Here is a 25,409-nt window from a genome sequence, read left to right on the forward strand (position 1 = left end):
GAAGGTCGGTGCGGGGCACCCGTTCGTCGGCCGGTGGAGCCCGGCGGAACTCGGGCCGACCGCCCGGGGTGTCGGGCACGGGATCCAGGGAACCCCGGTGACACATCCGCCGTCGAATGATTCGATTTCTTTCGAAGAGAATCTCGACGCGGGGGGCGGCTCGTGATCAGGATCGACCTCGGCAGTCAGGGGCTGGGCAAGGTCAGGTTCGCCATGACCCCGCTCGACGTCGCCAAGGACCTGCTGTACTCCCTCGCCCGCTCGCCCGGTTCACTCGACCCCGAGTGGCAGGCCTCGGCCCGGCAGGCACTGTCCGCGGGGCGGCTGGGATTGCTCGCCGTCGTCGCGGGCGGGGGCCCACGCGGTTACGCCCCCGACTTCCTCCGGCCGGAACCGCCCGGCTCCCAGCTGCCCCTGGACGAGGCCCTGCACCGCGTCGCCACCACAAGCCGGGAGCGGATCCGCTACGAACTCACGGGGGCCGTCGGCGGCCACTCATGGGGGCGCACCGCTGCCGACCGGCCGCCCCGGCTGCTCCTCGATGCCATGGAACGGGGCGAGGAGTACGTGGCACAGCGCGTCGCGGTGGAGCTGGAACGGTTCTGGCACACCGCCCTCGCGCGTCACTGGCCCGGCATCCGGGCCCGGCTGGAGGGCGACGTCGCCGCCCGCGCCACCGTGATCACCCGGCACGGCATCGCCGAAGCCGTCAACCACCTGGCCCCCAACCTGGAGTGGGACGGCGGCGCCCTGACCGTCCACCCGACGACCCCCGGACTGCCCACGTCCAACCTCGACGCCGATGCCGCGATCTTCGTACCGAGCGTCTTCGCGGGACGGGCGACCTTCTGCGGTGCCGAGCCCCCGGGCGCGCCGTCCCCCCGCCTCCCGCTGATCGTCTACCCGGTCGGGCCGAACGACTGCCTCCCGACCGCGCCCGAAGGAGCACTGATCGGCCCGACCCGCACGAGGCTCATGGCCGAACTCGCCCAACCCCGCACGACCGGAGAACTCGCCCGGCGCGTCCACCTCAGCCCCGCGACCGTCTCCTACCACCTGCAGATCCTCCACCGGGCCGGCCTCGTACAACGCACCCGTCGATCCCGCACCGTCCTCTACCAGCGGGCCATGACCACGCACGGCGGGCAGTAGCCGCCCGAGGACGCCCGCGCCGTCGGGGCGGCCGGCTCAGGGATTCCGTCCGTCACTATCACCGTCACCGTCACCGTTGCCGTCACCACCGTTGCCGTCACCACCGTTGTCGCCATCACTGTCGCCGTCGCCCTCGCCCTCGTCGTCGCCGTCGCCGTCACCGCCGTTGTCGTCCGACGACTCGCCGCCCCGCGAGCGGTGCTGCCGCAGGTACCAGACCAGCAGGGTGACGGCGATGATCACGGCGATCGCGATGGCGGCGAACCGGCCGACCGTACCCTCCACCCTGCTGTAGGCGGCTCCGGCGAAGTAGCCGAGGAGGGTGAAGCCGACGCCCCACGCGACCCCGCCGAGGGCGTTGTAGAGCAGGAACCGGCGGTACGGCATGCGGGACATCCCGGCCAGCGAGGGCACCAGCGGGCGGAAGAAGGCGATGAAGCGGCCGACGAAGACGGCGGCCGGCCCGCGCCGGCGGATCAGGTCCTGTGCCGTGCCGACCCGCTTGGCATGGCGACGCAGCGGGCGGGTGTGGAGGATCGACGGGCCGAGGTGCCGGCCGATCTCGTACCCGGCGGAGTCGCCGAGGACGGCCGCGCAGACGACGACCAGGACCATCAGGCCGAGCGAGGCGCGGCCCTGGTGGGCCAGGAAGCCGCCGAACACGGCGGCGGTCTCGCCGGGGATGAAGAAGCTGAAGAACAGGGCGTCCTCGGTGAAGACCATGCCGCCGATGACCGCGTACACGACCGGGCCGGACAGGCTGCGCAGCCAGTCGGTGATCGCGTGCATCGGCCACACCTCGTCGGCGATCGTGCCCCTTTCCGCCCCAATGTAACGCTTGTCCCCACGCCGACCCCGTCGCACGGGACCGGGGCGGCGCGTTCCGCACCGACGGGAGGGTCGGCCGACGGCCGTCCGGGAAGCCGACGGCTCCGTCGCTCGCGATGCCGGCGCCCGGCCCGAGGGGCGCGCGGTACGCCACCTGCCCGGCGGCACCCGACGGGCCTGCGCGCATCGTCAACGGACCTTGCGCGGACGGCCGACGACTCCCGTCGCGCGCTGCCGCAGGGTTGGTGGTGGGCACCACGCCGGTGCCCACCGCCATACCCGGGAGGGATGCACCATGTCGCCCATCCGCACCATGTCGCCCGTCCGCACCAGGCCGTCCGTCCGCACCAGGCTCGCCGCCGCGGCCGTCGCCGCCCTGGCCGGTGCCTCGGTGCTCGCCGCCGCTCCGTCCGCGAGCGCCGGGACCGCCGTCACCGCGGTCGCCGGGGAGCCGGGGCTGTACCGGGTCACCGGGCCGGACGCGCTCGACTCGGCCTGGGACCTCTGCAAGGACGGCCAGACCTGTTTCTGGCAGAACGCCAACGCCGGCGGCTGGATCTGGATCGTGCCCTACTGCGGGCTGAACGACGTCCCGGACTGGTTCGACGACCGCGCCAGCTCGGTCTGGAACCGCGGCGGCGGCCCCGCCGACATCTACGCCGGCTCCGACTACTCCGGATTCATGGGCACCGTCCCGCGCTGGTGGCAGGGCAACCTCGCCTCCGCGCACAACGACCGGCTGAGCGCGGTCAACGTCCGCTGCGGCTCGTAGCGACGCCCGCACCCGCCGAGGCCCGGAAGTCGCTCGCGGTGGTGCCGTACTCGTCGCGGAAGGCCCGGCTGAAGGCGGCAGCGGCGCGGAAGCCCCAGCGCGCCGCGATCGCGTGCACCGGCACCACCGCGAGACCCGGGTCGGCGAGGTCCGCCCGGCACCGTTCCAGGCGGCGCCGGCGGACCACCGCCGCGACACCGCCGCGCTGTTCACGGTGGAAGAGCCCGTGCAGGGTGCGCAGCGAGATGTGGTGCCGGGCGGCGATCGCGGTGGGCGAGAGGTCCGGGTCGCCGAGGTTCTCCTCGATGAAGGCGTCGATGCGGGCGAGCAGCATCCGGTGGCGCGGCTCCGGCGGCAGCCGGTCCTCCACGCCCAGCCGGTGCGCGAGGAAGGCGACGGCCAGTTCGCGCGCCGCGATGCCGAGCCGGACGGCCTCGTGCTCGGCGACGGCGGGCGCCTCCCGCACGAGGCCGCGCAGGAATGCGGCCAGCACCCCGCCGACGCCGCCGCGGGCGGACGCGGAGCTGGCCAGCAGCCGGTCCAAGCGGCGGTGGTGCAGCGGGAGTTCGGCTGCCGGAAGGTGCAGGATGACGGCCCGGGACACGCCGCCGGGCAACCCGCGGCCGTCGAACGGGCGGGAGGTGTTCCACATCACGAGGTCGCCGGAGCGCATCCTGGTCTCGTTGTCGCCCTGGGCGATCCACATCGCGCTGCCCCGGATCAGCGCGAGCTCGTACACCTCCGGGTCGGAGCGTCGGATGAGAGCGGGGGTGCGCTCCGATCGGATGGACGGGAAGGACATCGTGGTGAGGTGTTGCCCGGGGCCGAGCGCCAGCGTGCCGACGGTCGCGGGGAAGTCGTCGGCGTGCTCGGTGGTGATCCGGGTGGGCGCGACGTCCCGGGCGACCATCTCGCACCACCACTCGAACCGGTGTCCCGGCTCGACGGCGGAACTGTCCAGGTGCTGGTAGGGCATGGGCCGCTCCCTGCGCTCCCCCGGGGGCGTGCGACACGGCCGCCCGAGCACGTCGCCGACATGACACAGCCTGCGCACGGCCGCCGCCTCCCCGCAAGCGCTCGAATCCGCCAACTCCGCAGCCCGCACCGCCCGGTGTGCACGGCTGCCGGTCCCGCACCACGACCCGCGGGCGACGTGAGGTCAACTGACCATCAATGTGGCCTGGTTGACGGTCAGAGAGGGGTCGGCCCGACGGCGGCACTCCGGCTTCCCAGGGGGCTCTCGCTGTGCGAGGCTGCTGCGGAAAGAGCCGGCCCGCGGGAGGGAGGACCAGGCATGCCCGAGCAGCACGCGGACGAGGAGCAGCCGGAGGGCTTCCAGGCCGTGAACAGGATCGAGGGCGACGTCACCGTCCACGGCCCGGTGATCCAGGCGGACGTCCTCGTCGCTGACTCCACCGTCGACACCGACGGTGTCCGGCACCTGTCGCCGGCCCTGGCGATCTCCATCGAGAGCTTCCGATCCGGCACCACGGAGATCGTCCACGAGGGCGAGGAGACGACGGGTTCCTCGTTCCCCGGCGCCAGGCCTCGCCCTTCGGCCGTCCGCCGGTGGTGGCGTCGACTCCGGGGCCGACGCGGGCGACCGGGCGCGGACGGATAGCCCGGTTCTCGGCCGCCTGATGGTGGCCTGACCGAGCGAGCGTCTGCCTGAGGTCACTGGAAGTCATGGGCCCGCGGGCGCCGGGCCGGGGAGGGCCCGGCCGGGCGCGTGGGCCGTCCTCAGGTGGAGGGCCGGCCCTCCGGCGCGGCGGCGGCCGCGGACGCGGGTGCGGCGTCGGCCACCGGCGGAGCGGCCGGGGCCGAGACCATGGCCTGGACGCGGGCTTCCTGGGCGGCCCTTGCCGCGAGCGGGTTGACGTCGGCTCGGCGGGCCAGCTGCATGGCGGTCAGGCGGTTGACCACCATGATCGCCGCGATCGCGGCCACCAGCCGCAGCGCCGACCCGGCGGCCTCCACCCGGATGGTGCTGCGCAGGCTTTCGAGGTCGCCCGGGACCGACGGGTCCACGTGCTTCAGCATGGTGGCGGCGATCCGGCTGACGATGATCGAGCCGATCCAGGTGGACCACCACAGGGCGATCACCTTCTCCGACGGCGTGCGCCGCCTTCCTTCGGCGTCCAGCGGCGCGCTGGCCCTCCAGCAGTCGACCATCAGCTGCCAGGGGAACCAGAGCGCGACGACGGGGGTGAACCACGCTCCGATGACCCAGCCGCGCCCGAGGCGGTGCCCGTTCGGCAGCAGCAGATCGGCGTTCTTGCGGATGCGGTAGAACCAGACGATGAACACCACGATGGTGGCCAGCACCAACGTGCTGTACACGTCGTTCAGCGTCTGCGCCGTGGAGTGCACGGCATCGAAGTCGTCGAGGTCGGCGTCACCCGGCGCGTCCAGCAGCCCGCCCACGAGGACGTCGGACCACACGTCGACCGCGACCGCCAGCACCGCCAGCGCGGCGTCCAACGCCAGCAGGGCGTACAGCGCCACGGCGAGGCCGTTCGCCGGACTCAGCGCCGCGGCCCATCCGGGGACCGCCTCCGCGCAGCCGAAGCAGCGGCCGCTGTCCGTGCCAACGGGGCGCGCCCCGCACGCCACACACACCATCAGATCGTCAACTCCTGGAATCGCCGTGTGCTCGACCCCGCACACCGGTATGCCACCACCCCGACGGGGGCGGGCGGGCCGACTCTAGGGGATCCGTGGTGCCGTCGGCCAGCGTGAATTCCCAGCTCGGAGGCGGTATCGCCGGATACGTGGCAATCGCTCCGACATCCGGGCCCGGGAGTCTGATCCGAAGCCTGGAGAGTCTGATCCGAGGCCGGAGCCGATCGGCATCCCTGCCCGGCACCGGGCCCTCCGTGATCCACCGGTGTGCTCGCGGTGTCCCACCGGAGGCCGTCGGTGAAGGACGTGCGGTGGACGGGCCGCGGCAACCGCAGGCCGCAGGGCGGCCGGCTACTTGCCGGCCGCTGCCACGGAGGTGACGGCTTCCGCCAGGGTGGGGCGGTAGATGCCCATCTGCGGGTTCAGGACGTGGGTGCCCGCGGCGAGCGGGAAGTTGCGGGTGTTGGCGAGGGGCATGTTGGTGTCGTCGTCGTCGACCAGGACGTTGATCTCGTTGATGCCGGGGGTGGTGCCGGTGGTGGCGCCGCTCGGGTTGAGGTCGATCACCACGTAGGCGCTGCGGCCCGCCGGGACCGGGAAGCGCAGGGTGCCGCTGGCGAGGATCGGCTTGATGTTGTTGCTCTGGTCCCGGGCGGTGGAGTTGCCCAGGTCGACGCCCGGGGTGGAGCTCAGGCTGCAGGTGCCCGTGCCGTTGTTGTGGACCTCGATGGCCCACTGGCTCGGAGACCCGGCGCGGGGCGCCGCCTGGACGGTGAGGTTCTCGATGTCGCACGGCCGGGCGTCGGTGCCAACGTCCCCGCTGCCGGGCTGGGTGCCGCCGGGCTTGGCCGCGCCCGACGGGCTCGCGGCGGGCGGTGTCTTGGCGGCCGGGCGGGTGGCGGTGGGCAAGGCACCGGCGGTGGGCGCGCTCGCGGTGGGAGCACCGGTGGCCGGGCCGGCCGGCGTCGACGGCGCGGCTGCCACCGAGGTGGGCGCGGGGGCCGGAGAGCCGCCTGCCGTGTCGGCGTTGTCGGGCCCGCACGCGGTCAACGCCAGCCCTGCCCCGACGACGAGGACGGCGGTGGCGAGCAGCGGACGACGGTTGCGGACGAACATGGTGACTCCTCGATGACGGTGGGTACGTGAGGGGCGCTGACCGGCGCCGATCGGCGCCGATGCGCTCGGACAGTTCAAAGGACGTACGGCAGAAGGAATTTGGTGGCATCCGTGGCGTCACAATCGCCAGGACATGACCGGGACCGGACCGTGACGTTCGATCGGGTACGGCGCGGTTGACAGAGCCCGTTGTGCCGGTGGGAGTTGTCGAGCGCGCGACGGATCCGGTGGTGCACCGCCCGCGTCGGCCGCCGGGTGGCTCTGGAGGCCAGGGGGCAGGACGTCGGACGTCGGACGTCAGCGCAGGGTGAGGCCGGCCTTCCGTGCGAGGTCCGGGTCCTCGGGACGGCCGAGGACGAGGATCCGGAGGGCCGTGCCGGCATAGACGGCCAGGCGACGGGCGATCCTGCGGGCGGTGTCGGGCATGGTGGTCTGCCTTCCTGTCTTCCGGGCCTGGCTACTGGTCTTCGGGCTACCGGCCTTCGGGCTGCCGGTCTTCGGGCGACCGGTCTTCGGGCGACCGGTCGCTCTTCGGGTCGGGTGGTGCGGGTGTCACCAGGAGACGGCGTCGTCCATCGACTGCTGCCAGTAGGTGACCTTGAGGGAGTCGTCGACGTACGCGCCCTTGGCCGGCAGCGGCGGGTGGGCTCCGGCGCCGACGCTCTCGTTACCGGAGGGGCCGTGGAAGTAGACCTCCAGGGAGGTCACGGTGCGGCCGTTGGCGCCGTCGGTGCCGTCCGTGGAGGAAAGGTTGACGGAGGCGTAGCCGGACTCGCCGGGCTTGAGCGTGACGACGGCCTGCGGCTTAGAGTCGTCGATGACGGGGGGCACGGACTGGGCCTCGCCGAAGCGGACGGCCGGGTAGCCGTAGAGGTAGCAGATGCCGGAGCCCGTGTTGGTGACCGTGAGCAGCATGTGGTTCACGGGGCGGTTGAGCGGGGCGGCGGTGGTCTTGGTGTTGGAACCCTCGCAGGTGCTCGGGTTGGCGGCGGCGGGAACCGCGGGGGCCTTCGGTGCGGAGGAGACGGGGGCGTTGGCGGCGGGCTTGGAGGCGGTGGCGGCCGGGGCCTTGCCGGTGGGGGCGGCGGCGGACGGGGCGCCGGGCGCCGCGGAGGTCGAGGGGGTCGCGGGTGCGGTGGGCGGCGTGGTGAACGGGGTGACCGTGACCGTCGGGGCGGGTCCCGCCGACTTGACGTCCCCGTCGCCGTTGCACGCGGTCATCGAGAGGGCGGCGATGGCGACGCCGGCGGCAGCGGTGATCAGCCGGGTGCGGGAGGTGCGGACGGACATGTGGTGGTGCCCCTTTCGGCGTTCGCCCAACGGGTGGGCCGGTGCGTCGATCGGATGACCGAGGCTTGATGACCGAAGCCTGCGGGGCACTTCGTCCCAGCCACCACACCTGGCGGCACGATCGGGAGGGTGGAACGGCGAATGAGCCTCTGACCAGCGGGGATGGGCCGAGCCTGGAACGCTGGAACGGGACACCGAGGGGTCGCCGAGCGGTCGCCGAGGGGTCGACGGGACAGGAATGGAGACGATCCGGCACGCCGTCGGGCGACCGGGCGGGCTCCGTGAAGCCGACCGGCCGCGGTGCGGGCGGACTCACCCACACCGCGGCCGGGGACGACGGGCGGCGGATCGCTAATCACTCATCGCGGACCGGTTACTCGGAGGCGTCCTTCCCGGGATGGTGGTGCTCACGGTCGAGGCGCAGGGCGAGCAGGGCGTGGGCCATCGCGCCGCCGGCGCAGACGGCCGCGGCGACGAACCCGATCTCGGCGATCTCCTCGCGCGTGGCCCCCGCGTCCGTCGCGCCCCGGGTGTGGGTGTCGATGCAGTACGAGCACCGCGTCGTCATCGCGACGGCCAGCGCGACCAGTTCGCGCAGCTTGAGCGGAATCGTCCCGCCCTCCCGGAAGACCGATTCGTGGAAGTGGATGAAGGCGTCGAACTCGTCCCGGGCCAGGGCGCGGACGGTCGGCACGGTGCGCAGGTCCGAGGGCTGTTGGTAGGTCATGGCCCGATCCAAGCCGCGCGGCGCACGGCGCGTCCAAGACCGTTTCGGACCGGGTGGGCATGCTTCGGCTATCGCTTCCGATCGCTATCGTGACCCCCATGGACCTGCGCAGACTCGGCTACTTCGTCGCGGTGGCGGAGGAGGCGAACGTCGGACGGGCCGCGAAGCGGCTACGGATGTCGCAGCCGCCCCTGAGCCAGCGCATCCGCGAACTCGAAGCGGACCTCGGCTGCGCGCTGTTCGTCCGGACCCCGCGGGGCATGGAACTGACCGCGCCGGGCCGGGTCCTGCTGGTGGAGGCCCGCGCCCTACTGGCCGGCGCCGAACGGGCCCGCGAGCGGGTACGACGGGCCGCGGGCGAGCGGGTACTGCGGGTCGGGGTGCTCGGACCGGGCGAGCAGGCGCTGTCCTTCCCCGCCGCCCGGGCCTTCGCACAGAGCTGCCCCGACACGACCGTCCGGCTGCACCAGGGCGACCTGGGCGACCCGCTGATCGGACTCACGGCCGACCAGGTCGACGTGGCGATCACCTACGGCCCGTTCGACGAGACCGGGTTGGCGACGCGGACGGTGCGCGAGGACCGCTGCTACGCCGCCGTCCCCGCCGACGACCCGCTGGCCCGTCGGCGCAGCCTGAGCGCCGGGGACCTCGCCCACCGCAGCTCCGTCCGCCTGCCGGAAACCGCCGACCCCACCTGGCGGGCCTTCTGGCAGCCGACCCCCGACAGCGCCGACGGACCGGCGGTCCGGTCCCTGGACGAGTGCCTGCACGCCGTCCTGTGGCAGCGCGCCGTCGCCCTCGTCCCCGGCCAGGCGGCCGCCCGCCACCAGGTCGAGGGCATCGCCTTCCGCCCGGTCGACGACCTCCCGCCGAGCCGTCTGGTCCTCGCCTGGCGCCGGGCCGACCGCTCCCCGCTGATCCCCGCCTACGCGGCCGCCCTGTGCGCGTCGACCGGGTAGTCCGGGACAGGGACGCCGCACGAGCCTCCCCCGACGGTTCGGCGCACGGGCGCTGAGCTGCTAATATTCTTCTTGTCGCGAGGGAGAATGATTCCTCGTCAGGCGTCAGCGGTGCTACCAGAGCACGTCCTACTTTCAGTAGGAAGAGTCCGTGCAACCCGGGCCTGGCGCTCCATAGTCGGACGGGGTCCGGTACCTACCCAGGTACCGGACCCCGTCCGCGTTCCCGGCAGCGCCGGGCAGCGCCGCTCCCGGCGCCGATGGGGCGGACGACGACTCCCGTGGCCTCGTCGACGGATTCCTCGACGGATTCCTCGACGACCGGTGACCGGAACCCCCGGTGCTCCCGCCCTGCCCCTCCCCTGCGAACGGCCGTCGCGCCGCGGGGCGCGCCGGCATGCTCCGCCGGCCGCCCTCGCCAAGCTGATCACCCCGGCCAAGGCGACCAGCGCGCGGCTGATGCCGTACCAGGGCGACAAGGCCCTGCTCGAATGGTCCTCGTACGGCGAATCCGAAGCGGTCATGACGCTGATCGACGTCAAGAGCGGCCGCCGGCTCGCCGAGGGGCCGGGCATCGACACCAACGGCACCGTCGATGACGACGGCCTCGCCGTCTCCCCGGACGGCAACACCGCCGTGGTGCAGTACGGCAAGGGCGCAGTGGCCTGGAACACGGAGACCGGCAAGGAGCTGTGGCGCCAGGCCGCGGACGAGGTGAACATCACGCCGCGCGCCCTCCCGGGCAACGGTGTCCTCTACGCGTACGTGAACGGCGCCGGAGCCGCGCTCGACGTCCGCGACAAGAAACTGCTGGCCTCGGGGATCGGGGAGATGCCGCAGTTCACGACGAACGGGTACGCCGCTGTCCGCGGCCCCGGGGGCCTCTTCGTCTTCGCCACCCAGCCCGTCTGACGGACGGGCGCACCGCCCCCCGTTCAGGGTCCCGATGGGTCCCGGGGGGGGCCAGCGGTCCCCGGTGGGGGCGGTGTCGGGTGGGGTGGGCCCGACTGATCGTTCCGGAATGGGTCGAGCCGCGGGTCCCGTGCTCGACGATCTCGGTCGGCAGGGCGTCCGGAGTGCGTGCCGATCTCGTTCCGGCCCTACTCTCACACGGTGATCACCATGCCGACGGACGAAACGAATCAGCCGGACCCGACCGAGAGCGGAGCGGACTTCCGCGTCCTGCTGCAGCGCCTCATCAGGCAGTACGAGGACTCCGGCACGGACGTCCCGGAGGTGGACGACGTGCTGCTCCGCTGGGCGGCCGCGCTTCCCGACCACGCCCCGGATCCCGGCTGGCCCGGCCTGGCCCGCCACCTGCTCGACGCGCTCGCCGCGCCGTCGGCCGGGCTCGCCGCCCCTGCCGCCCTGGCCGATGAACCGCCGGTCGCGACCTCGGGGGACCTGCGCACCCGGCTGCGCGCCCTGGCCGCCGACTACGCCCGGGACCGTGCCTGGCGGGCGGACAGGCGGGCCCGCGGCGAGTGGGCCGGTGACGGCGGCGGCTGGGCGAGCGCCTCGCTGGCCGGGTTCCTGGAGTCCTGGGACAGCTGGCTGGACGCCTCGCTCGGCAGGCCGCCGAGGTTCCCGGGCGTTCCGCCGGTCGAGCCGGTGACGTGGGCTTCGGTCGCCTGGCAGCTCGGCGCGGCCCGCGTCTACGAGTGACGCCGTCCGGACGCGCGGAACTCCCGGAGGTCCGCCAGGCCGCCGGGCGTCCGCCGCGCCGGCCCCGCAGGCCCAGCCCGCCGCCTTGCGGCCCGTGCCCGTACCCCGGGTGCGGGCCGCAACAACCGCAACAACCGGCCGCAATAAGGAGTGTCGGACCACCCGGTGCTGGTGCTGTACTGGGCGCATGGGGGTTGACGACGGCCGGATGCGGTTGCCACTGACGAGCCATCCTGTCGGTGATCCGGGTTCCGGGCTCAGCCGGATCCTGAGCACCGGCCGGATGCTCCGCAACACCTTCGTCCACCCGCCCGACGGCCAGGTCGCCTTTCTGACCGCGAGCCGCGCCGACCTCCTGCGGCTCGGCGCCCTGTTCCGCGTCGCCGCGACGAGCCCGCACAGTGCGGTCCACATCCCGCTCCCGTCGGGCGACCAGCCGACGACCTTCGTCGGCAACGCCCGTCCGCTGCCGCTGCTCCTGGCCCGCGAGGACACCGGGCTGCGGCCCTCGCACTGGCCGGACCTGCGGCGCCGGATGCGCCGCGCCTCGACGCCCCTGAGGGTGACGGCCCCGGCGGCGCGCTCCGCCGACCGCCCCGACGACGTCCGTCGCCGCGCCGACCGCCACCCCGCCCGTTTCGCCGAGCACGCCGCGACGATCGTCATCACCGCCCGGGCCGAGCTCCTGTTCTGGATCGGGGACTGGCTCACCGACGTCGGCGACCGCGTCGCCGCGGAGCCGCACGTGCATCAGCACGGCGAGTGCTTCCTCGGCGACATCGTCGGCTTCTTCGACCCCGAGGGCACGAACCGGCCGATGCACGCGTTCTGCGTCGTCGCCGTCGAGCCGATCTTCCACCGGGCCCGCTGGCAGCAGCAGCGCACGCCCGTCGGATGACCACCGGGCGCTGCGGGCCCTGCGGGCGCTGCGGGTGCTCCGGGGCGGCGGCGTGCGCTCACCTCCCGTCGGAGCGTTCGGCCAGGCTCCGGCGCCACTGCTCCATGCCCTGGCGGAGGGACTCGTTCACCATCAGCAGGAGTCCGGCGGAGGACTCGAACCGGGCGCCCGCCGGGGTCGCAGCCCCGAGGATCCCGGCCGCGCGCTTCGCCTCGGCCGCCAGGGCGTCGTTCGTCTGCATGGTGACCAGCAGGGTCCGGACCCAGATGCCGTCGTCGATGACGTAGCGTTCGCGGCGCACGCCGGGAGTCCGCTCCCGCCGGAGCAGCCCCTGCTGCTCCAGGAACGTGACGGCGTTGGAGATCGACGCCGGGCTGACGCGGAGCCGCTGGACCAGGTCGGCGGCGGTGAGGGCGCCGGAGTCGGTGACGTACAGGCAGGCCATCACCCCGGCCGCCACCCGGGGCACCCCCTGCCGGACCAGGACGGCGGCCCAGGACTCCGTGAGGTCCTGGACCGTGTGGGGGTCGCGCCCCCCGCCGCCGTCGGGGACCGGCGCCGCCGCGGGTTCGGCCTGCTTGTGCCGGCGGGCGCGGTGGCGGGTGGCCTCGTGCGCCCGGGTCGCCCCGTAGCCGTCGGGCCCGCCGTTGCGGGTGACCTCCCGCATGACGGTCGAGGCGGGCCGGCCCAGGCGCCGGCCGATCTCCGCGTACCCGAGTCCGTCGGCCAGCCCTGCGGCGATCTGCCGGCGGTCCTCGCTGGTGAGTCTGCCTCCGGGCATCGGCACCCGTCTCCCCTCTACCGGCGTGCGCGGGGCCGGTGCCCGCGAGCCTCGCGCCACAGTATGCATTCAGCCGCAGCTCATTGCAAAGGAGGGCTCGATCGCCCATTGCATTAAGCGTCAAGGTCATTGCAAAGACGGGCCTTCGACGACAGAAATACCCTTTTAAGGCAAGCGAAGTGAGGCTCTTTTGAGCGTTGACCGATTCATGAACGCAATGTAGCGTCGAGCATGTTCAGCGAAGCCCGAACACTGGCGAGAGCCGGCCGGGTTCCCACGCCGACGTCCGCCGCCGGCGGATCCGAAGGAGGCACCACCATGTCCGTCACCCCCACCCACCAGCCGGAGCCCGCCCTGCCCGAGCCCGCCACCGGGCAGGACCGCCCGGACCTGCAGGAGGCCGTTCAGGCCTTCGTCGACGCCGGGTTCGCCGGGATGCAGATGCGGGTGCACGACGAGCAGGGCGCATGGGTCGGCACCGCCGGCGTGCGCCAGCTGGGCGAGGCCGGGGAGCCTCCGGCGGACGGGCGGTTCTGGATCGGCAGCACCACCAAGACCTTCGTCGCGACCCTGGTCCTGCAGCTGGTGGCCGACGGCGCGATCGGGCTGGAGAGCCCGGTCGTCGACCACCTGCCCGGGCTCGGCCTGGACGGGCGCATCACCGTACGGATGCTGCTGCAGCACACCAGCGGGCTGTACAACTACACGGGCGAGCTCGACCCCGACGGGACGTTCGTGCCGGGGCTCCCCTCGGTGGGCAAGGCCTGGGTGGAGAACCGGTTCCACAGCTACCGCCCGGAGGAGCTGGTGCAGTTCGCACTCTCCCGGCCCGCGCGGTTCGAGCCGGGGACGGACCAGAGCTACTCCAACACCAACTACACGGTGGCCGTGCTCCTGGTCGAGCGGATCAGCGGCCGCTCGTACGCCGAGGAGATGCAGCGACGGATCCTCCAGCCGCTCGGACTGCGGGACACCGCGGTGCCCGGCACCTCCCCGGAGCTCCCCGAACCGCACGCCCACGGCTACTACCGCTACCAGGACGCCGAGCGGTGGGAGGTCGTCGACGTCACCCGGCAGAACCTCTCCCTGCTGGTCGGCGCCGGCGACATGATCTCCACCACCCGGGACCTCCACACCTTCTTCTCCGCGCTGCTGGGCGGCAGGCTCCTGCCGGCCCCGCTGCTGGACGAGATGCGCACGCCGCACGGGATGCTCGGGTACGGCCTCGGCCTGTTCGTGCAGGACCTCGGGCCGGGCCACGGCACCATCGTCCACCACAACGGCGGCGCCCCGGGCGGCTTCGGGGCGCTGATGATCAGCACCCCCGACGGCGGAAGGACCCTCACCGCCGGGCTCACCACCGGGGACTCCGCGACCGACCCGGCACAGGAGTTCCCGAAGGCGCTGGACCGGCTCGTCAAGGCGGTGTTCGGCGGCGGGCAGGCCGGCAGCGACGGGCCCACGGCCTGAGCGGCTCGCGGCCATGAGCCCGGGTCCGGGAGACGGCCGGGTCGGCGTCCGCACGACGGGGGTGGACGCCGACCCGGCAGCGAGCCAGCGGCGCGGCAGCAACCGGCCGACATAGCTGCCGGTCAACAACGCCGCGCTCCGAGGGAGTTCGCCCTCCGGGCGGAGGTGCGCTAGCAGCACGAGGGAACCGGAAGATGTCCTCCCGGCCCGACATACGACCGCAGGCTGCCCAGGGCGGAGGCCCCGCCGGGCGGAGCGGCGTGCGGGCGCCGCATGCGGTTCAGTCGCCCGGCCACTTCACGGCCGGCAGTGAACTCCCGCGCCATGCGGCCGGGTTGACCCAGGCCGGCGTGCCGCCCCGGTTTCCGGGGCTCCGCAGGCGCACGCGCGTCGACGTGCGCGGTGGCCGGGTCAACCCCGGGCGGGCATGGGTGACGGGCTTCCCACGATCCGGTGATCGCCAGTGCATCGTTGACGACCCGTTGGAATGATGGCGCCGCTCGCCACCATTGGTTCGCCGACGATCGGTGCTACCACTTGCCGTGCGCTCGGGACACAACCGGGACAGCGCCTCACGGTCGTGCCCGAGTGACACGACCCTCAGCGAGAAACCGAAAGGCTCCTCCATGGCCACCGCACTCCGCAAGACGCTCGCCCTCGCCACGCTGGCACTGACGGCCTCCTTCCTCCCCGCCGGGCAGGCGGGGGCCGCCGACACCGCCCGCCCCGCGACGCGCACCCCCGGCCTCTACTGCCTCGCCAACGCCTGGAACACCCCGAACGTCTCGACGAAGCCCTGCAGCACCGGCGACCAGGGGCAGCACTGGACCGTCTCGGGCGAGCAGATCTCCCTCACCAACGCACGGGCCTACTGTCTCGCCAACACCTGGAACGCCCAGGACGTCTCGGTGAAGCCGTGCAGCACCGGCGACCAGGGGCAGTACTGGAGCATCCAGGGCCAGCAGATCGTCCTGACCTTCGCCCCGGCCTACTGCCTCGCCAACACCTGGAACACCCCGAAGGTCTCCACCAAGCCGTGCGACGCCAATGACCCGGGGCAGCACTGGGTGGTCTTCAACGACCAGATCAGCCTCGCGGCGGCCTGACCCCGCCTCCGCTTCCGCTGCGTCGGCGCCGGCGCAGCGGAAGCGGTGCTCCCCGTAAGGGCTCTACCCGACGGTCCCTACCCGCGGGGCCGCACCGCCGGACGAGCACGGAGCGGACACGGCACGACCGCACCCGGTAGCGTGACCGGGAGCTGTGCAGGGCGGCCACGTGTCCCGGCCGTGACAGCCGGGCTCCAGCACACACGATCCGGACAGGGAGAGCAGCACATGAGCACAGCGCATGCCGGCCCGGGTGACTACAGCACGGTGCCGAATCCGGAGCAGGCCCTCAAGTACGCGATCCAGCACATCGCGGGTGACCGGGTCGAGATCGTCGAGGGAGTCATCACCCCCGTGTCGCCGTCCTGGGCCCACGAGACCGCTGTCGACCTGATCCGTGAACAGATCGGCCCCCGCATGCGCGAGCTCGGCCTCCGCGCCGGCTCCGGGAACCTCGACCTGCCGGGCACGGAGAACTTCTACGTACCGGACCTCGCCGTCGTACCGGCCGAGTTGGCGAAGACCGAGGGTGCGCTCCTCCCCGACCAGACCGTGCTCGTCGTCGAGGTGACGTCACCGTCGAACGGTGAGACCGACCGCACCGCCAAGCGTCGGCGCTACTCCCAGTTCGGCGCCCCGGTGTACCTCCTCGTGGACCGGCAGGAACGCACCTGCACACTGTTCTCCCAGCCGGGCCGACTCGGCTACACCCTGGTCGAGGGCCCCCACCCCTTCGGCACTCCGCTCCGGCTGCCGCAACCGTTGGACCTCGAACTCGACACCTCGGGTTTCTGAGCCCGGATCACGCCCGCCGCCCGGATCACGCCCGCCGCCCGGGCCGGGCCGAGGTCCCAGAGCGCGGGCGCCCCCCGGAGCGCGGGTGGCCGCGATGCCGCGACGGCGGACCTGGTTGGATCAACGCATGACGGATTGGTCGCGACTCAGCCATGCCTACGGAGCCGCCGGGGACATACCGGCGCTGCTCGACCGGATCACCGCCGAGCCGAGCCGGGAGCTCTGGAGCGACCTGTGGTCGGCGCTGTGCCACCAGGGCAGCGTCTACACGGCGAGCTTCGCGGCACTGCCCTGGCTGGCCGGAACGGCCGCGGGCGGGGACCGGGAACAGGCGGTCGACGCCCTGGTCCTGGCGGGCGCGATCGTGGCCCGCGCCGACCAGTGCCGCGGAGTCGACGACGTCCGCTCGGTGTACGCGCCGCAGATCGCCGCGCTGCTGACAGCCGTGGACGGGTACCGCCGGACGGCTTCCGACCGCGCCGACTACATCCACCTCCTGGAGGCCACGCTCGGCTTCGAGGGCGTCGTCGGCTGGAGCGAGGGCCTGGCCTGGGGACTCGGGAGCGAGGAGTACGTGGTCTCCTGCCCGGACTGCGAGACGGACCTGTTCATCGTCTTCGGCGAACGCGGCTTCTTCTCCAGCAGCGAGGACCACGCACTCGCGGACGGCGGCATCGCGACGATCGAGACGAGGGCCCTGCGCCCCTCGCCGCCCGCGGACCTCGACGGCATCGGCCGGCGCCTCCACGACCTCGCCCTCGCCGAGGGTCAGCCCGAGGTCGCGCACGCGTTGACCTACGTCTTCGGCCACGCCGCCTGCCCCGACTGCGGGTGCGACTTCGCGGTCGCAGAGCAGATCGCCGCCGACTGGTGACGCTTCCCTGCCCTACCGGGGTCGAGCCCGCGGCGTCGTGAAGGGCCGGCGGTTCCGGCCGAGTTCGGCGCCGGCTGCTCTGGCGGCTCGCTCGATCTCCGCGCGCCGGGCCTCCCGGAAAGCCTCGTCGTGCGGCGGAGTCGCGTACCGGGCCGTCGTCCCCGTCGAGCCGTCGAGCTGTTCGCGCAGGATGTCGGCGTGTCCCGCGTGCCGGCTGGTCTCGGTGAGCATGTGGACCAGGACGTTGAACAGCTTCACGTCGGGGCTGGGCCACCACGGCACGTGACCGGAGGCGTCGACGGCGAGGGCGGTGATCGTCGCGTCGGCGTGCTCCCAGGCGCGACGGTACCGGTCGGTGATCTCCTCGCGCGTCTCGTGCTCGGTCGCCCACATGTCGGCGCCACGCTCCCCGGCATCGTCCCACCGGGGCAGGGGCTCGGGGAACGGCCGGTCGAAGACCTCGCCGAAGTACCTGGCCTCCAACACCGCCAGGTGCTTGACCAGGCCGAGGAGGTTGGTGCCCGTCGAGGTCAGGGGCCGGCGGACGTCGTACTCGCCGAGCCCGTCGAGCTTCCAGAGCATCGCCGCGCGGATCTCCCGCAGATCGCTGTGCAGGTACGCCTTCGCGAAATCGTCGATCATGGTGCACGAGCCTGTCACGGCCCGCAGGCGGGCTCAACGGGCGACCGGCGCTCCCGGCGTGGCACCTGCGTCCTGGTGTCAGCCGTCGGCCGGCAGCTCGTGCGGGCTGAAGGTGCGGCGGTAGGCGGCCGGGGAGACTCCGAAGGCCGTCCGCATGTGCGCGCGCAGGGAGTTGGCGGAGCCGAAGCCGGCCCGGTGGGCGACCAGGTCGATCGAGAGGTCGGTGGTCTCCAGCAACTGCTTGGCCATTTCCAGGCGTTGGGCGGTCAGCCACTGCACCGGGGTCATGCCGGCTTCGTCGCGGAAGCGCCGGGTGAAGGATCGCAGGCTCATCCGGGCGTGCTCGGCGAGGCGGGTGAGGGGCAGCGGCTCGCCGAGGTGTTCCAGGGCCCAGGCGCGGGTGGCGGTGGTGCTGGCGACGGTGGGTTCGGGGACCGGACGGTCGATGTACTGGGCCTGTCCGCCGTCCCGCCAGGGCGGCACGACGCACATCCGGGCGGTCCGGTTGGCGACCGCGGCGCCGTGGTCGCGGCGGATCACGTGCAGGCACAGGTCGACGCCGGCGGCCACACCCGCGGAGGTGAGCACGTCGCCGTCGTCGACGAAGAGCACCTCCTCGTCGACCTTGACCGCCGGGTAGGCCCGGCGGAACTCCGGGGCCAGGTTCCAGTGCGTGGTGGCCGGCCGGCCGTCGAGCAGCCCGGCGGCGGCGAGCACGTAGGAGCCGGAGCAGATGGACACCAGCCGGGTGCCGGGCCGGATGCCGGCGATGGCCGCTTCGACCTCGGGCGGCAGCGGGCCGCCGCGGCCCAGCTCGGGCATGGCGTGCGTGGGCGGGACGATCACGGTGTCCGCCGCGGCCAGCGCCTCGGGCCCGGCGGCCGGTTGCACGGTGAAGCCGGCGTCGCTGAGCACGGGGGCGCCGTCGGCGGTGCAGACGACGACGTCGTAGAGCGGGCGGCCGTCGGCGTCGAGGGCGCTGCCGAACACCCGGGAGGGGATCCCCAGCTCGAAGGGCGGGACGCCGGGCAGGGCGAGCACGGCGATCCGGTGCCGCCGGGGCTTCGTCCACCCGGGGTTCCGGACCTGCGCGGGCTCCCGTTCGTCCGTGTCCCGAGCCGTCTCTGCCGCCCCTGTCCGCTGCGCCGTACCCATGGCCAGATCCTGTCACATAGTGGCCAGACGGCCAACACCACCGCCGTCCCGGATACCGGATCGTGGACTGCGTCGCCGGGGAACGGCGGCGCACCGAACGGAACGAAGGACGAGGCAGGACAGCATGCGAGCGGTGGTCGTGGAGCAGTGGGGCGGGCCCGAGAACCTGGTCGAGCGCGAGGTCGAGCGCCCCGAACCGGGCCTGAACGAGGTCCTGGTGCGGGTGCACGCGGCCGGCGTGAACCCGGTGGACTGGAAGACCCGGGCCGGCGGCGCCCTCATCGAGTGGGGCGACGTCCCGGCGGTCGGGTGGGACGTGTCCGGCACGGTCGAGGCCGTCGGGCCCGGCGTCGGCGTGTTCCGCCCCGGCGACGAGGTCTTCGGGATGCCGCTGTTCCCGCGCCAGGCGGGCGGGTACGCCGAGTACGTGGTGGCACCGGCCCGTCACCTCGCCCCCAAGCCGGCCGCCCTGACCCACGTGGAGGCCGCCGCGCTGCCGCTGGCCGCGCTCACCGCCTGGCAGGCGCTGGTGGACACGGCGGACGTGCGCCCCGGCGAGCGGGTGCTGGTGCACGCGGCGGCCGGCGGGGTCGGCCACTTCGCGGTGCAGATCGCCAAGGCCCGCGGCGCGTACGTCATCGGCACCGCCAGCGCCGGCAAGCACGACCTGGTGCGGGAGCTGGGCGCGGACGAGGTCGTCGACTACCGAACCGTGCGCTTCGAGGACGCCGTCTCCGACGTCGACGTGGTACTGGACGGCCTCGGCGGCGAGACGGCGCAGCGTTCCCTGCAGGTGCTCCGGCCCGGCGGCCGGCTGATCACCCTGCCCGGCCCGGACGACGTGCCCGCCGCCCCGGACGGCGTGCAGGCCCAGTGGGTGCTGGTCGAGCCGGACCACCTGGGCCTGCGCGAGATCGCCGCGCTGGTGGAGCGGGGCGCGCTGCGGCCCGTGGTGGAGACGGTCCTGCCGCTGTCGCAGGCCGCGAAGGCGCACGAGCTCGGCGAGCAGGGCCGCACCACCGGCAAGATCGTCCTGACGGTCGCCTGACCCCGGACGGGCCAGGGAACGCGAGCAGGCCCGAGCCGCAGGTGGCCACTGCGGCTCGGGCCGAGGAGGAGGCCGCCGAGCCGGCCGGCGCAGCGGGCCCGGAGGCGGCATCGGCCGTAGAGTCCGAAGGCATGGCCGACCCGCCAGTCTTCGACGAGATCGCCGACGCGCTGTACGCCCTCGCGCCGGCCGACTTCACCGTCGCCCGCAACGCGCGCGCCGACGAGGTCAAGAAGGCCGACCCGCAGCTGGCCAAACGGGTCCGCGCCCTGCACCGCCCCACCCACGCCGCCTGGGCCGCCAACCTGCTCGCCCACCGGCACGGGGACCTCGTCGGGCAGCTCCTGGACCTCGGCCGGGAGCTGCGCGACGCCCAGCAGCACCTGGCCGGGGACCGGCTGCGCACGCTGACCGACCGGCGCCGCCGGCTGGTCCGGGAGCTGACCGAGCAGGCGCAACAGGAGGCCACCGCGGCCGGGCACCCGCTCGGCGCGGACGCGGCCGCCGACGTCGATCGCACGCTGTCCGCCGCCCTCGCGGACCCGGACGCGGCCCGGGCCCTGGCCGGCGGCCGGCTCACCGCCGCCCTGGAGCCGCCCCTGTGGCCGGGCGCCGCTCCCGCCGGGACGGAGACCGGCCGCCCGGACGCGGCCGCCACCCGGACCGCCGAGGCGGCACCCGCCGACGGGAAGGGCTCGGCGGCCCGGACCCGAACGCGGGCACGCGCCGAACGCGAACACGAGCGCGAGAACGAACAGGAACGCGCCAACGAACGGGTACGCGAACGGGAACGGGAACGCGAGCGCGAGCAGGCCCGAGCCGCGGTGGCCGCCTCGGAGCGGGCCGAGCGGGAGGCCGCCGACCGGGCCGCCGACGCCGCCCGCGAACTGCGCCGCGCGACGTCGGCCCGGCAGCGGGCCCAGGAGGAGGCCGATCGTGCCGCGGCAGCCCTCGCGCAGGCCCGGGAGCGCGACGGCAGCGCGCGGACGGCCCTCGCCCGGGCCGACGACCGGGTCCGGGCCGCCGAGGACACCGCCGACGCCGCCCGCGCCCGGGCGTCCCGGGCCCGTGAGGCCGGGCAGGCGGCGGCCGCCCGGCTGCGGGCCCTGGAGGACGACGGAGGACGGTGACCACGGCGCGGGTGAGGAAGGGCGGCGGTCGGCTCTCACTCATCCGGTGCGGGGCAGCAGTTGGGACAGCCGCCTCCGGGCGTAGTCGACGAACCCGACGGCGGGCACCAGCTGACACACGGCCGATCCGATCACCCGGCTGCGGGAAAGCCCCAGGGCGGCGAACTCCTCGCCGATGAGCGGGAAGTAGGTGTCGTTGTCGTCGCCGACGTCCGGCGTCTCAAGCCACACCCGCTCGCCGTCGACCAGGTACGGGAAGCGGCGCAGCTTCTTCCGGTGGGTGGGCACCAGCGATTCCGCGTGGTGCAGGAACGAGTTGCGGTTGTGCCCGACGCCGAGCAGCAGGATGGACCCGCCCAGCTGGTGGATCCTCGCGAAGGGCGAACCGTTCCCGAGGGCGTAGCCGAGCGGCTGCTCGGCACAGATGGTGCGTGCGTCCGCGCCGAGGGCCGCCAGGGATGCCTGGGGGTGCCGGCTTCGGACCCGGTCCGGGTGCGCCAGCACGGCGCTGGGGATCGCACCCATCGCCGTCGGCAGCGCGTCGTGGAAGGTCGGGACGGCTGCGCGCGCCGCGGCCGTTCGCGGGTCGTCGAAGGCGTAGCGGTCGGGGTGCGGATCGGCGACCTGTCGGGTGTAGGCGGGCACGACGATCGTGCCGTTCCGGCCCACTGCGGCGCGCAGGGCCTGCACCACCGCGTCGGCGCCGCCGTCCACCCGCCCGAAGGCGGACAGCGACGAGTGGACCATCAGGACGGATCCCGGCCGCACGCCCAGCGATTCGAACTCACCTTGCAGGGCTGTCGCGTTCAGTGGCTCGGTGGGTGGTGCGGTGTTCATGTCGATGCCCCCGTCGTCTGTCGTCATGTCGTCGTGTCGTCTGTCGTGTGTCATCGGCCGTGTGTCATCGGTCGTCGCCGTTCGGGCCGTTCCGCCGTCACGTCGCCAGGGCCGCACGGAGGAACGCGAGGATCTCCGCCCGGGCGGCCTCTGCCTGTGGTTCCACGCCGGGCAGGGTGAGGAACGCGTGCTTCGCTCCCGGGTATTCGGAGAGCCGCACCGGGGTCCCCGCCTCGCGCAACTGCTCGGTGTAGCGGCGGCCGTGGTCGGCGACCGCGTCCCGGGTGGGCACCACCACGAGCGCTGGGGCGAGCCCGCTCAGATCGTCCGCGTACCGCGGCGAGACGGCCGCGGCGTCGGCTCCCGGCGGGACCGCGAGCCGCTGGACGAACCGCAGTTGCGGCAGAGCCCGGGTCGGGCTATGCCCGAACTCGGCGATCGAGGGGTGGTCGAACATCGTCCCGGTCACGTCGACCACGGGGTTGACCAGCACCTGTGCCCTGAGCTCCGGGCCCGCCCGCCTGGCCCGGATGGCCGTCAGCGCGCTGATGAGCGCGCCGCAGCTCTCGCCGAAAACCGCCACGCGGGCAGGGTCGACGCCCCACTGCGCCGCGTGGCGCACCACGTGCCGGAGCACGTCCCAGCCGTCGTCGGCGGCGTTCGCGAGCGGGCTGTCGGGGGCGAGGAGGCGGTGTTCGACCGAGACGACGAGGGCGGGCAGGTGGGCGGCGAGGTGGCTGTTGGTCCAGTCGCACTGCGCCGCGGTGCCCACGAAGCCGCCTCCGTGGACGTGGACCACGAGTGGCAGGTCGGTCCGGGCGTCGTCGGCGCCGTCTCCCGCCGCCACCGGCCGGTACACCCGGACGGGGAGGTCGCGGCCGGGAAGCGCCAGGTGCTGCCAGGTGATCGCGGCGCCGGGATCCGGTTCCCCGAGCACGGCCCGGGCCGTGCCGGACGCCCGCCAGCGGTTCTCCGCGTCGCGGTAGGCGCGCAGTTCCTCGGCCGTGATCGCCGAGAGGTCCGGCTCCGGCGGTCGTGTCGCGGACGTGGTCGTGGTCGTGGTCTCGCCCATGTGTCCTTCTCCCCCTCCCGGCCGCATGCCGGGTGTTCGTCGTGGCCTGACGGTGCGTTGTCCTCAGTATGCACGCACCGCGTGCATCATCAAGTGCATTGCCAAGTGCAAAGCCGAGTGCATGAGTTAGGCTGAGCGCCGGACGAGCAAGACGAGCAAGACAAGACAAGACGAGAAGGACGAGAGGGGCGGGATGACCGGCCGAAGGCGATGGTCGACCGAGGAGATCCTGGACACGGCGGCGGAACTGCTCCGCACGACCGATGCCGAGTCGTTCAGCGTGCGCAAACTCGCCGCAGCACTCGGGACCGACTCCTCCAGCCTTTACCGGCACTTCCGCAACAAGACCGAACTGCTGCGCGCGGTGGCCGACCGCGTCCTGCTGGCCGCCATGGACGGCTACCGCCCCGAGGGCGACTGGAAGCAGCGCATCACCGCGCTGGCCCTGCGCCTGCGCGAGGCCTTCGGCGAGCAACCCCAACTCGCCACGGTGTGGGGGCGCTACGCCTCCGGCGGCACCGGATCCCGGCTGGTGATGGAGGAGCTGCTGCAGGCCCTGCGCGCGTCCGGGCTGCCCGACGAGGAGGTGCCGGTGCGGTACCACCGCGTCGTGATCCTCCTCGCCGCACTGATCGCCTCCGAGGCCGGCATCAGCACCATCTCGCCCACCGAGTACGAACAGGGCATGGAGCAGTTCCGCGTCGCGGTGCTCGGCGCCGACCCGGAACGGTTCCCCACCCTGGCCCACTTCGCCCGCGACGTCCGCCCCCTCGGAGCGGACCGCAGCGCCGCCTTCGAGGAGATCCTCGCCGCCCAGCTCGCCCACATCGAGGCCTCGATCCCCTGACGCGCCGGCGCCGGACGTCCCCTGCGACCGGGGTCCTGCCGAACGCCGGTGGCGGAGGTCGGGTACGCGAGGGGCACGGGTACCCGTGGGCCTCCCCCTCGCCCACCCGCAGAGCGGCGTCCGAAATCCGCCGGACTCGGGAAGCCGGAACGACGAGGGTGGTCCGTGCGGGGGAAGCCCGCAGGACCACCTCGAAGGGACACCGGCCGATGGCGGCACACACGACGACGGACAGGGCGGTGGCCGACCGGCTCGACGGGACCGACTGGGCGGCCCTCGTCGGGGAACTCGACGAGTACGGGCACGCCCTCACCGGCCCGCTCCTCACCCCCGCCGAGTGCCGGACGATCTCCGACCGCTACGACGAACCCGAGCACTTCCGCACGACGGTCGACATGGCCCGGCACCGCTTCGGCTCCGGCCAGTACCGCTACTTCACCCACGAACTTCCCGCTCCGGTAAGGGACTTGCGGGAATCCTTCTACCCCCGCCTGCTGCCCGTCGCCCGCGCCTGGGCCGCCAGGCTCGGCGCCCCCGCACCGTGGCCCGACCGCCTCGACGAGTGGCTGGAGCTGTGCCACTCCGCCGGTCAGGCCAGGTCCGCGCAGATTCTGCTGCGCTACGGCCCCGGCGACTGGAACGCCCTGCACCGCGACGTGTTCGGCGACATGCTCTTCCCGCTGCAGGTCGTCATCGGCCTCGACGCTCCCGGCACCGACTACACCGGCGGCGAGTTCCTGATGACCGAGCAGCGCGCCCGCGCCCAGTCCCGCGGCTCGTCCACCCTCCTCCCGCAGGGCCACGGCCTGGTCTTCACCGCCCGGGAGCGGCCCGTGGCGAGCAGGCGGGGCTGGTCGGCCGCACCGATGCGGCACGGTGTGAGCACCGTCCGCTCCGGCCGCAGGCACACCCTCGGCCTCGTCTTCCACGAGGCCTCGTGACCGCCCACACCGACGCCGAACTCGCCTCTCTCGTGGGCCTGTTGACCGCCGACCGGGCCGGCGTCGAAACCGTCGCGATCGGTCACGGCCGGGACGACCCCTCCCGCGCCGCCGCGCACGCTTTCGCCGAGGCCTGGCAGGCGCGCGGCGGCACGGTCCTCGCCCGGGTGGACTGGCCGGAGGACGCCGCCTCCTGGCTGCGCCCCGCGCGCCGTCTGACCGCCCAGACCCCCGACGCCTGGGTGATCGCGGCCGCCGTCCCCGGCTTCGCCCGGCTCGCCCGCCGCCTGCGGCGGTCCACCGACTTCGACCCGGCCCGCGCCGTCGCGTTCGCCGCCCTCGGCGATCCCCGCCTGCCCGCCCTGGCGGGCCCCGGCACCCTGGACGGCCTGCGCGGCGCCACCGCGGACGGCGGCACCTGGGAGGTCCGGGACGACCGGATCCTGGACGACCGGCTCACCTCCGACCACCCGAACGGGACGAGCAGCTGACCCCTGGGCAGGACGACCGGGTGCGGTCTCCATTCGCCGAAGGGTGCGTCCGAAGGGTGCGTCCGGACGGCCGGGCGTGCACGACGGGGCCGGCCCCGCCCGCTCTTGTGGACCCTTCGTGAAGATCGCTAGCATCGCCCCGGGGCCGCCCGCCGACGCGGCCGGGGAGGAGCGGTGTGTCCCAGCGGCCG

Annotated in this window: 28 protein-coding genes; 16 read left to right on the top strand and 12 right to left on the bottom strand. The window is 73.7% G+C overall.

The window, feature by feature from the left end; genetic code table 11:
- Positions 1–162 precede the first annotated feature (162 nt).
- Complete coding sequence (locus ACIRST_RS09630; protein WP_402801232.1) at positions 163–1,152, top strand: ArsR/SmtB family transcription factor; 990 nt, start codon at positions 163–165, stop codon at positions 1,150–1,152.
- 36 nt (positions 1,153–1,188) lie between these two features.
- On the opposite strand, the gene ACIRST_RS09635 is transcribed toward ACIRST_RS09630, so the two are convergent.
- Positions 1,189–1,941 (bottom strand): DedA family protein, encoded by a 753-nt coding sequence (locus tag ACIRST_RS09635; protein WP_350522424.1) that lies wholly within the window; start codon positions 1,939–1,941, stop codon positions 1,189–1,191.
- A gap of 334 nt (positions 1,942–2,275) precedes the next feature.
- Between ACIRST_RS09635 and ACIRST_RS09640 the strand changes: the two genes are divergently transcribed.
- Entirely contained in the window at positions 2,276–2,752 is a 477-nt protein-coding gene (locus ACIRST_RS09640; RefSeq protein ID WP_350522425.1) for a peptidase inhibitor family I36 protein, read from the top strand.
- Here ACIRST_RS09640 and ACIRST_RS09645 read toward each other — a convergent pair.
- Positions 2,730–3,728 carry a helix-turn-helix domain-containing protein gene (locus ACIRST_RS09645; RefSeq protein WP_402801236.1) on the bottom strand — a complete coding sequence of 333 codons (999 nt, stop codon included), beginning with the start codon at positions 3,726–3,728 and terminating at the stop codon, positions 2,730–2,732. The genes ACIRST_RS09640 and ACIRST_RS09645 overlap by 23 nt on opposite strands.
- Before the next feature lie 318 nt (positions 3,729–4,046).
- Here ACIRST_RS09645 and ACIRST_RS09650 point away from each other — a divergent pair, with 318 nt between their 5' ends.
- Positions 4,047–4,373 carry a hypothetical protein gene (locus ACIRST_RS09650; protein WP_402801238.1) on the top strand — a complete coding sequence of 109 codons (327 nt, stop codon included), beginning with the start codon at positions 4,047–4,049 and terminating at the stop codon, positions 4,371–4,373.
- Positions 4,374–4,492: 119 nt separating this feature from the next.
- Here ACIRST_RS09650 and ACIRST_RS09655 read toward each other — a convergent pair whose 3' ends face one another.
- From ACIRST_RS09655 to ACIRST_RS09675, 5 genes are all read right to left on the bottom strand, one after another.
- Positions 4,493–5,257 carry a DUF4328 domain-containing protein gene (locus tag ACIRST_RS09655; protein ID WP_402801240.1) on the bottom strand — a complete coding sequence of 255 codons (765 nt, stop codon included), beginning with the start codon at positions 5,255–5,257 and terminating at the stop codon, positions 4,493–4,495.
- 468 nt (positions 5,258–5,725) lie between these two features.
- Positions 5,726–6,490, bottom strand: a complete 765-nt coding sequence (locus ACIRST_RS09660) for a DUF4232 domain-containing protein (protein ID WP_402801242.1) — start codon at positions 6,488–6,490, stop codon at positions 5,726–5,728.
- A 297-nt stretch (positions 6,491–6,787) separates the two neighbouring features.
- Entirely contained in the window at positions 6,788–6,916 is a 129-nt protein-coding gene (locus ACIRST_RS09665; protein WP_350522430.1) for a hypothetical protein, read from the bottom strand.
- A gap of 126 nt (positions 6,917–7,042) precedes the next feature.
- Positions 7,043–7,780 carry a DUF4232 domain-containing protein gene (locus tag ACIRST_RS09670; RefSeq protein WP_402801245.1) on the bottom strand — a complete coding sequence of 246 codons (738 nt, stop codon included), beginning with the start codon at positions 7,778–7,780 and terminating at the stop codon, positions 7,043–7,045.
- A 373-nt stretch (positions 7,781–8,153) separates the two neighbouring features.
- Entirely contained in the window at positions 8,154–8,507 is a 354-nt protein-coding gene (locus ACIRST_RS09675; protein ID WP_396550121.1) for a carboxymuconolactone decarboxylase family protein, read from the bottom strand.
- 98 nt (positions 8,508–8,605) lie between these two features.
- Between ACIRST_RS09675 and ACIRST_RS09680 the strand changes: the two genes are divergently transcribed.
- The 4 genes from ACIRST_RS09680 (at position 8,606) to ACIRST_RS09695 (ending at position 12,029) form a co-directional block, all read left to right on the top strand.
- Positions 8,606–9,466 (top strand): LysR family transcriptional regulator, encoded by an 861-nt coding sequence (locus ACIRST_RS09680; protein ID WP_402801248.1) that lies wholly within the window; start codon positions 8,606–8,608, stop codon positions 9,464–9,466.
- Between the two features lie 324 nt (positions 9,467–9,790).
- Positions 9,791–10,378 (top strand): PQQ-binding-like beta-propeller repeat protein, encoded by a 588-nt coding sequence (locus ACIRST_RS09685; protein ID WP_402801250.1) that lies wholly within the window; start codon positions 9,791–9,793, stop codon positions 10,376–10,378.
- A 210-nt stretch (positions 10,379–10,588) separates the two neighbouring features.
- A complete protein-coding gene (locus ACIRST_RS09690; protein WP_402801252.1) occupies positions 10,589–11,131 on the top strand; it encodes a hypothetical protein in 543 nt (180 codons plus the stop codon).
- Between the two features lie 283 nt (positions 11,132–11,414).
- A complete protein-coding gene (locus ACIRST_RS09695) occupies positions 11,415–12,029 on the top strand; it encodes a hypothetical protein (protein WP_402801255.1) in 615 nt (204 codons plus the stop codon).
- Positions 12,030–12,087: 58 nt separating this feature from the next.
- On the opposite strand, the gene ACIRST_RS09700 is transcribed toward ACIRST_RS09695, so the two are convergent.
- Positions 12,088–12,810 carry a helix-turn-helix domain-containing protein gene (locus ACIRST_RS09700; RefSeq protein WP_402801257.1) on the bottom strand — a complete coding sequence of 241 codons (723 nt, stop codon included), beginning with the start codon at positions 12,808–12,810 and terminating at the stop codon, positions 12,088–12,090.
- A gap of 318 nt (positions 12,811–13,128) precedes the next feature.
- On the opposite strand from ACIRST_RS09700, the gene ACIRST_RS09705 reads away from it, so the two are divergent.
- From ACIRST_RS09705 to ACIRST_RS09720, 4 genes are all read left to right on the top strand, one after another.
- The gene (locus tag ACIRST_RS09705; protein WP_402801260.1) at positions 13,129–14,280 is read left to right on the top strand and encodes a serine hydrolase domain-containing protein; all 1,152 of its coding nucleotides are present in this window, start codon (positions 13,129–13,131) and stop codon (positions 14,278–14,280) included.
- 626 nt (positions 14,281–14,906) lie between these two features.
- Positions 14,907–15,386: a ricin-type beta-trefoil lectin domain protein gene (locus ACIRST_RS09710; RefSeq protein WP_350520600.1), complete on the top strand. Its 480-nt coding sequence runs from the start codon at positions 14,907–14,909 to the stop codon at positions 15,384–15,386.
- Between the two features lie 228 nt (positions 15,387–15,614).
- On the top strand, positions 15,615–16,181 hold the full coding sequence (locus tag ACIRST_RS09715; RefSeq protein WP_350520601.1) for a Uma2 family endonuclease: 567 nt from the start codon (positions 15,615–15,617) through the stop codon (positions 16,179–16,181).
- A 127-nt stretch (positions 16,182–16,308) separates the two neighbouring features.
- A complete protein-coding gene (locus tag ACIRST_RS09720) occupies positions 16,309–17,055 on the top strand; it encodes a hypothetical protein (protein WP_402801263.1) in 747 nt (248 codons plus the stop codon).
- Between the two features lie 12 nt (positions 17,056–17,067).
- Here ACIRST_RS09720 and ACIRST_RS09725 read toward each other — a convergent pair whose 3' ends face one another.
- Together ACIRST_RS09725 and ACIRST_RS09730 are read right to left on the bottom strand one after the other, a co-directional pair.
- Complete coding sequence (locus ACIRST_RS09725) at positions 17,068–17,697, bottom strand: DinB family protein (RefSeq protein ID WP_402801266.1); 630 nt, start codon at positions 17,695–17,697, stop codon at positions 17,068–17,070.
- 78 nt (positions 17,698–17,775) lie between these two features.
- The gene (locus tag ACIRST_RS09730) at positions 17,776–18,852 is read right to left on the bottom strand and encodes a GlxA family transcriptional regulator (protein WP_402801268.1); all 1,077 of its coding nucleotides are present in this window, start codon (positions 18,850–18,852) and stop codon (positions 17,776–17,778) included.
- 124 nt (positions 18,853–18,976) lie between these two features.
- On the opposite strand from ACIRST_RS09730, the gene ACIRST_RS09735 reads away from it, so the two are divergent.
- Both ACIRST_RS09735 and ACIRST_RS09740 read left to right on the top strand, forming a co-directional pair.
- Positions 18,977–19,900 carry an NADP-dependent oxidoreductase gene (locus ACIRST_RS09735; protein WP_402801270.1) on the top strand — a complete coding sequence of 308 codons (924 nt, stop codon included), beginning with the start codon at positions 18,977–18,979 and terminating at the stop codon, positions 19,898–19,900.
- A 131-nt stretch (positions 19,901–20,031) separates the two neighbouring features.
- Positions 20,032–21,030 (top strand): hypothetical protein, encoded by a 999-nt coding sequence (locus ACIRST_RS09740; protein WP_402801273.1) that lies wholly within the window; start codon positions 20,032–20,034, stop codon positions 21,028–21,030.
- Positions 21,031–21,069: 39 nt separating this feature from the next.
- On the opposite strand, the gene ACIRST_RS09745 is transcribed toward ACIRST_RS09740, so the two are convergent.
- Together ACIRST_RS09745 and ACIRST_RS09750 are read right to left on the bottom strand one after the other, a co-directional pair.
- Positions 21,070–21,894: an aminoglycoside N(3)-acetyltransferase gene (locus ACIRST_RS09745; protein WP_402801275.1), complete on the bottom strand. Its 825-nt coding sequence runs from the start codon at positions 21,892–21,894 to the stop codon at positions 21,070–21,072.
- Between the two features lie 70 nt (positions 21,895–21,964).
- Positions 21,965–22,939: an alpha/beta hydrolase gene (locus ACIRST_RS09750; protein ID WP_402801278.1), complete on the bottom strand. Its 975-nt coding sequence runs from the start codon at positions 22,937–22,939 to the stop codon at positions 21,965–21,967.
- 193 nt (positions 22,940–23,132) lie between these two features.
- On the opposite strand from ACIRST_RS09750, the gene ACIRST_RS09755 reads away from it, so the two are divergent.
- The 3 genes from ACIRST_RS09755 to ACIRST_RS09765 all read left to right on the top strand — a co-directional run bounded on the left by ACIRST_RS09755 (position 23,133) and on the right by ACIRST_RS09765 (position 25,218).
- The gene (locus ACIRST_RS09755; protein ID WP_402801280.1) at positions 23,133–23,786 is read left to right on the top strand and encodes a TetR/AcrR family transcriptional regulator; all 654 of its coding nucleotides are present in this window, start codon (positions 23,133–23,135) and stop codon (positions 23,784–23,786) included.
- Positions 23,787–23,995: 209 nt separating this feature from the next.
- Positions 23,996–24,727, top strand: coding sequence for a 2OG-Fe(II) oxygenase (locus ACIRST_RS09760; RefSeq protein ID WP_402801282.1), 732 nt, complete (start codon positions 23,996–23,998; stop codon positions 24,725–24,727).
- Positions 24,724–25,218: an ABC transporter substrate-binding protein gene (locus tag ACIRST_RS09765; RefSeq protein WP_402801284.1), complete on the top strand. Its 495-nt coding sequence runs from the start codon at positions 24,724–24,726 to the stop codon at positions 25,216–25,218. The genes ACIRST_RS09760 and ACIRST_RS09765 overlap by 4 nt, the downstream gene beginning before the upstream one ends.
- Positions 25,219–25,409 lie beyond the last annotated feature (191 nt).

Source organism: Kitasatospora sp. NPDC101447 (assembly GCF_044767225.1).
Lineage (GTDB): Bacteria > Actinomycetota > Actinomycetes > Streptomycetales > Streptomycetaceae > Kitasatospora.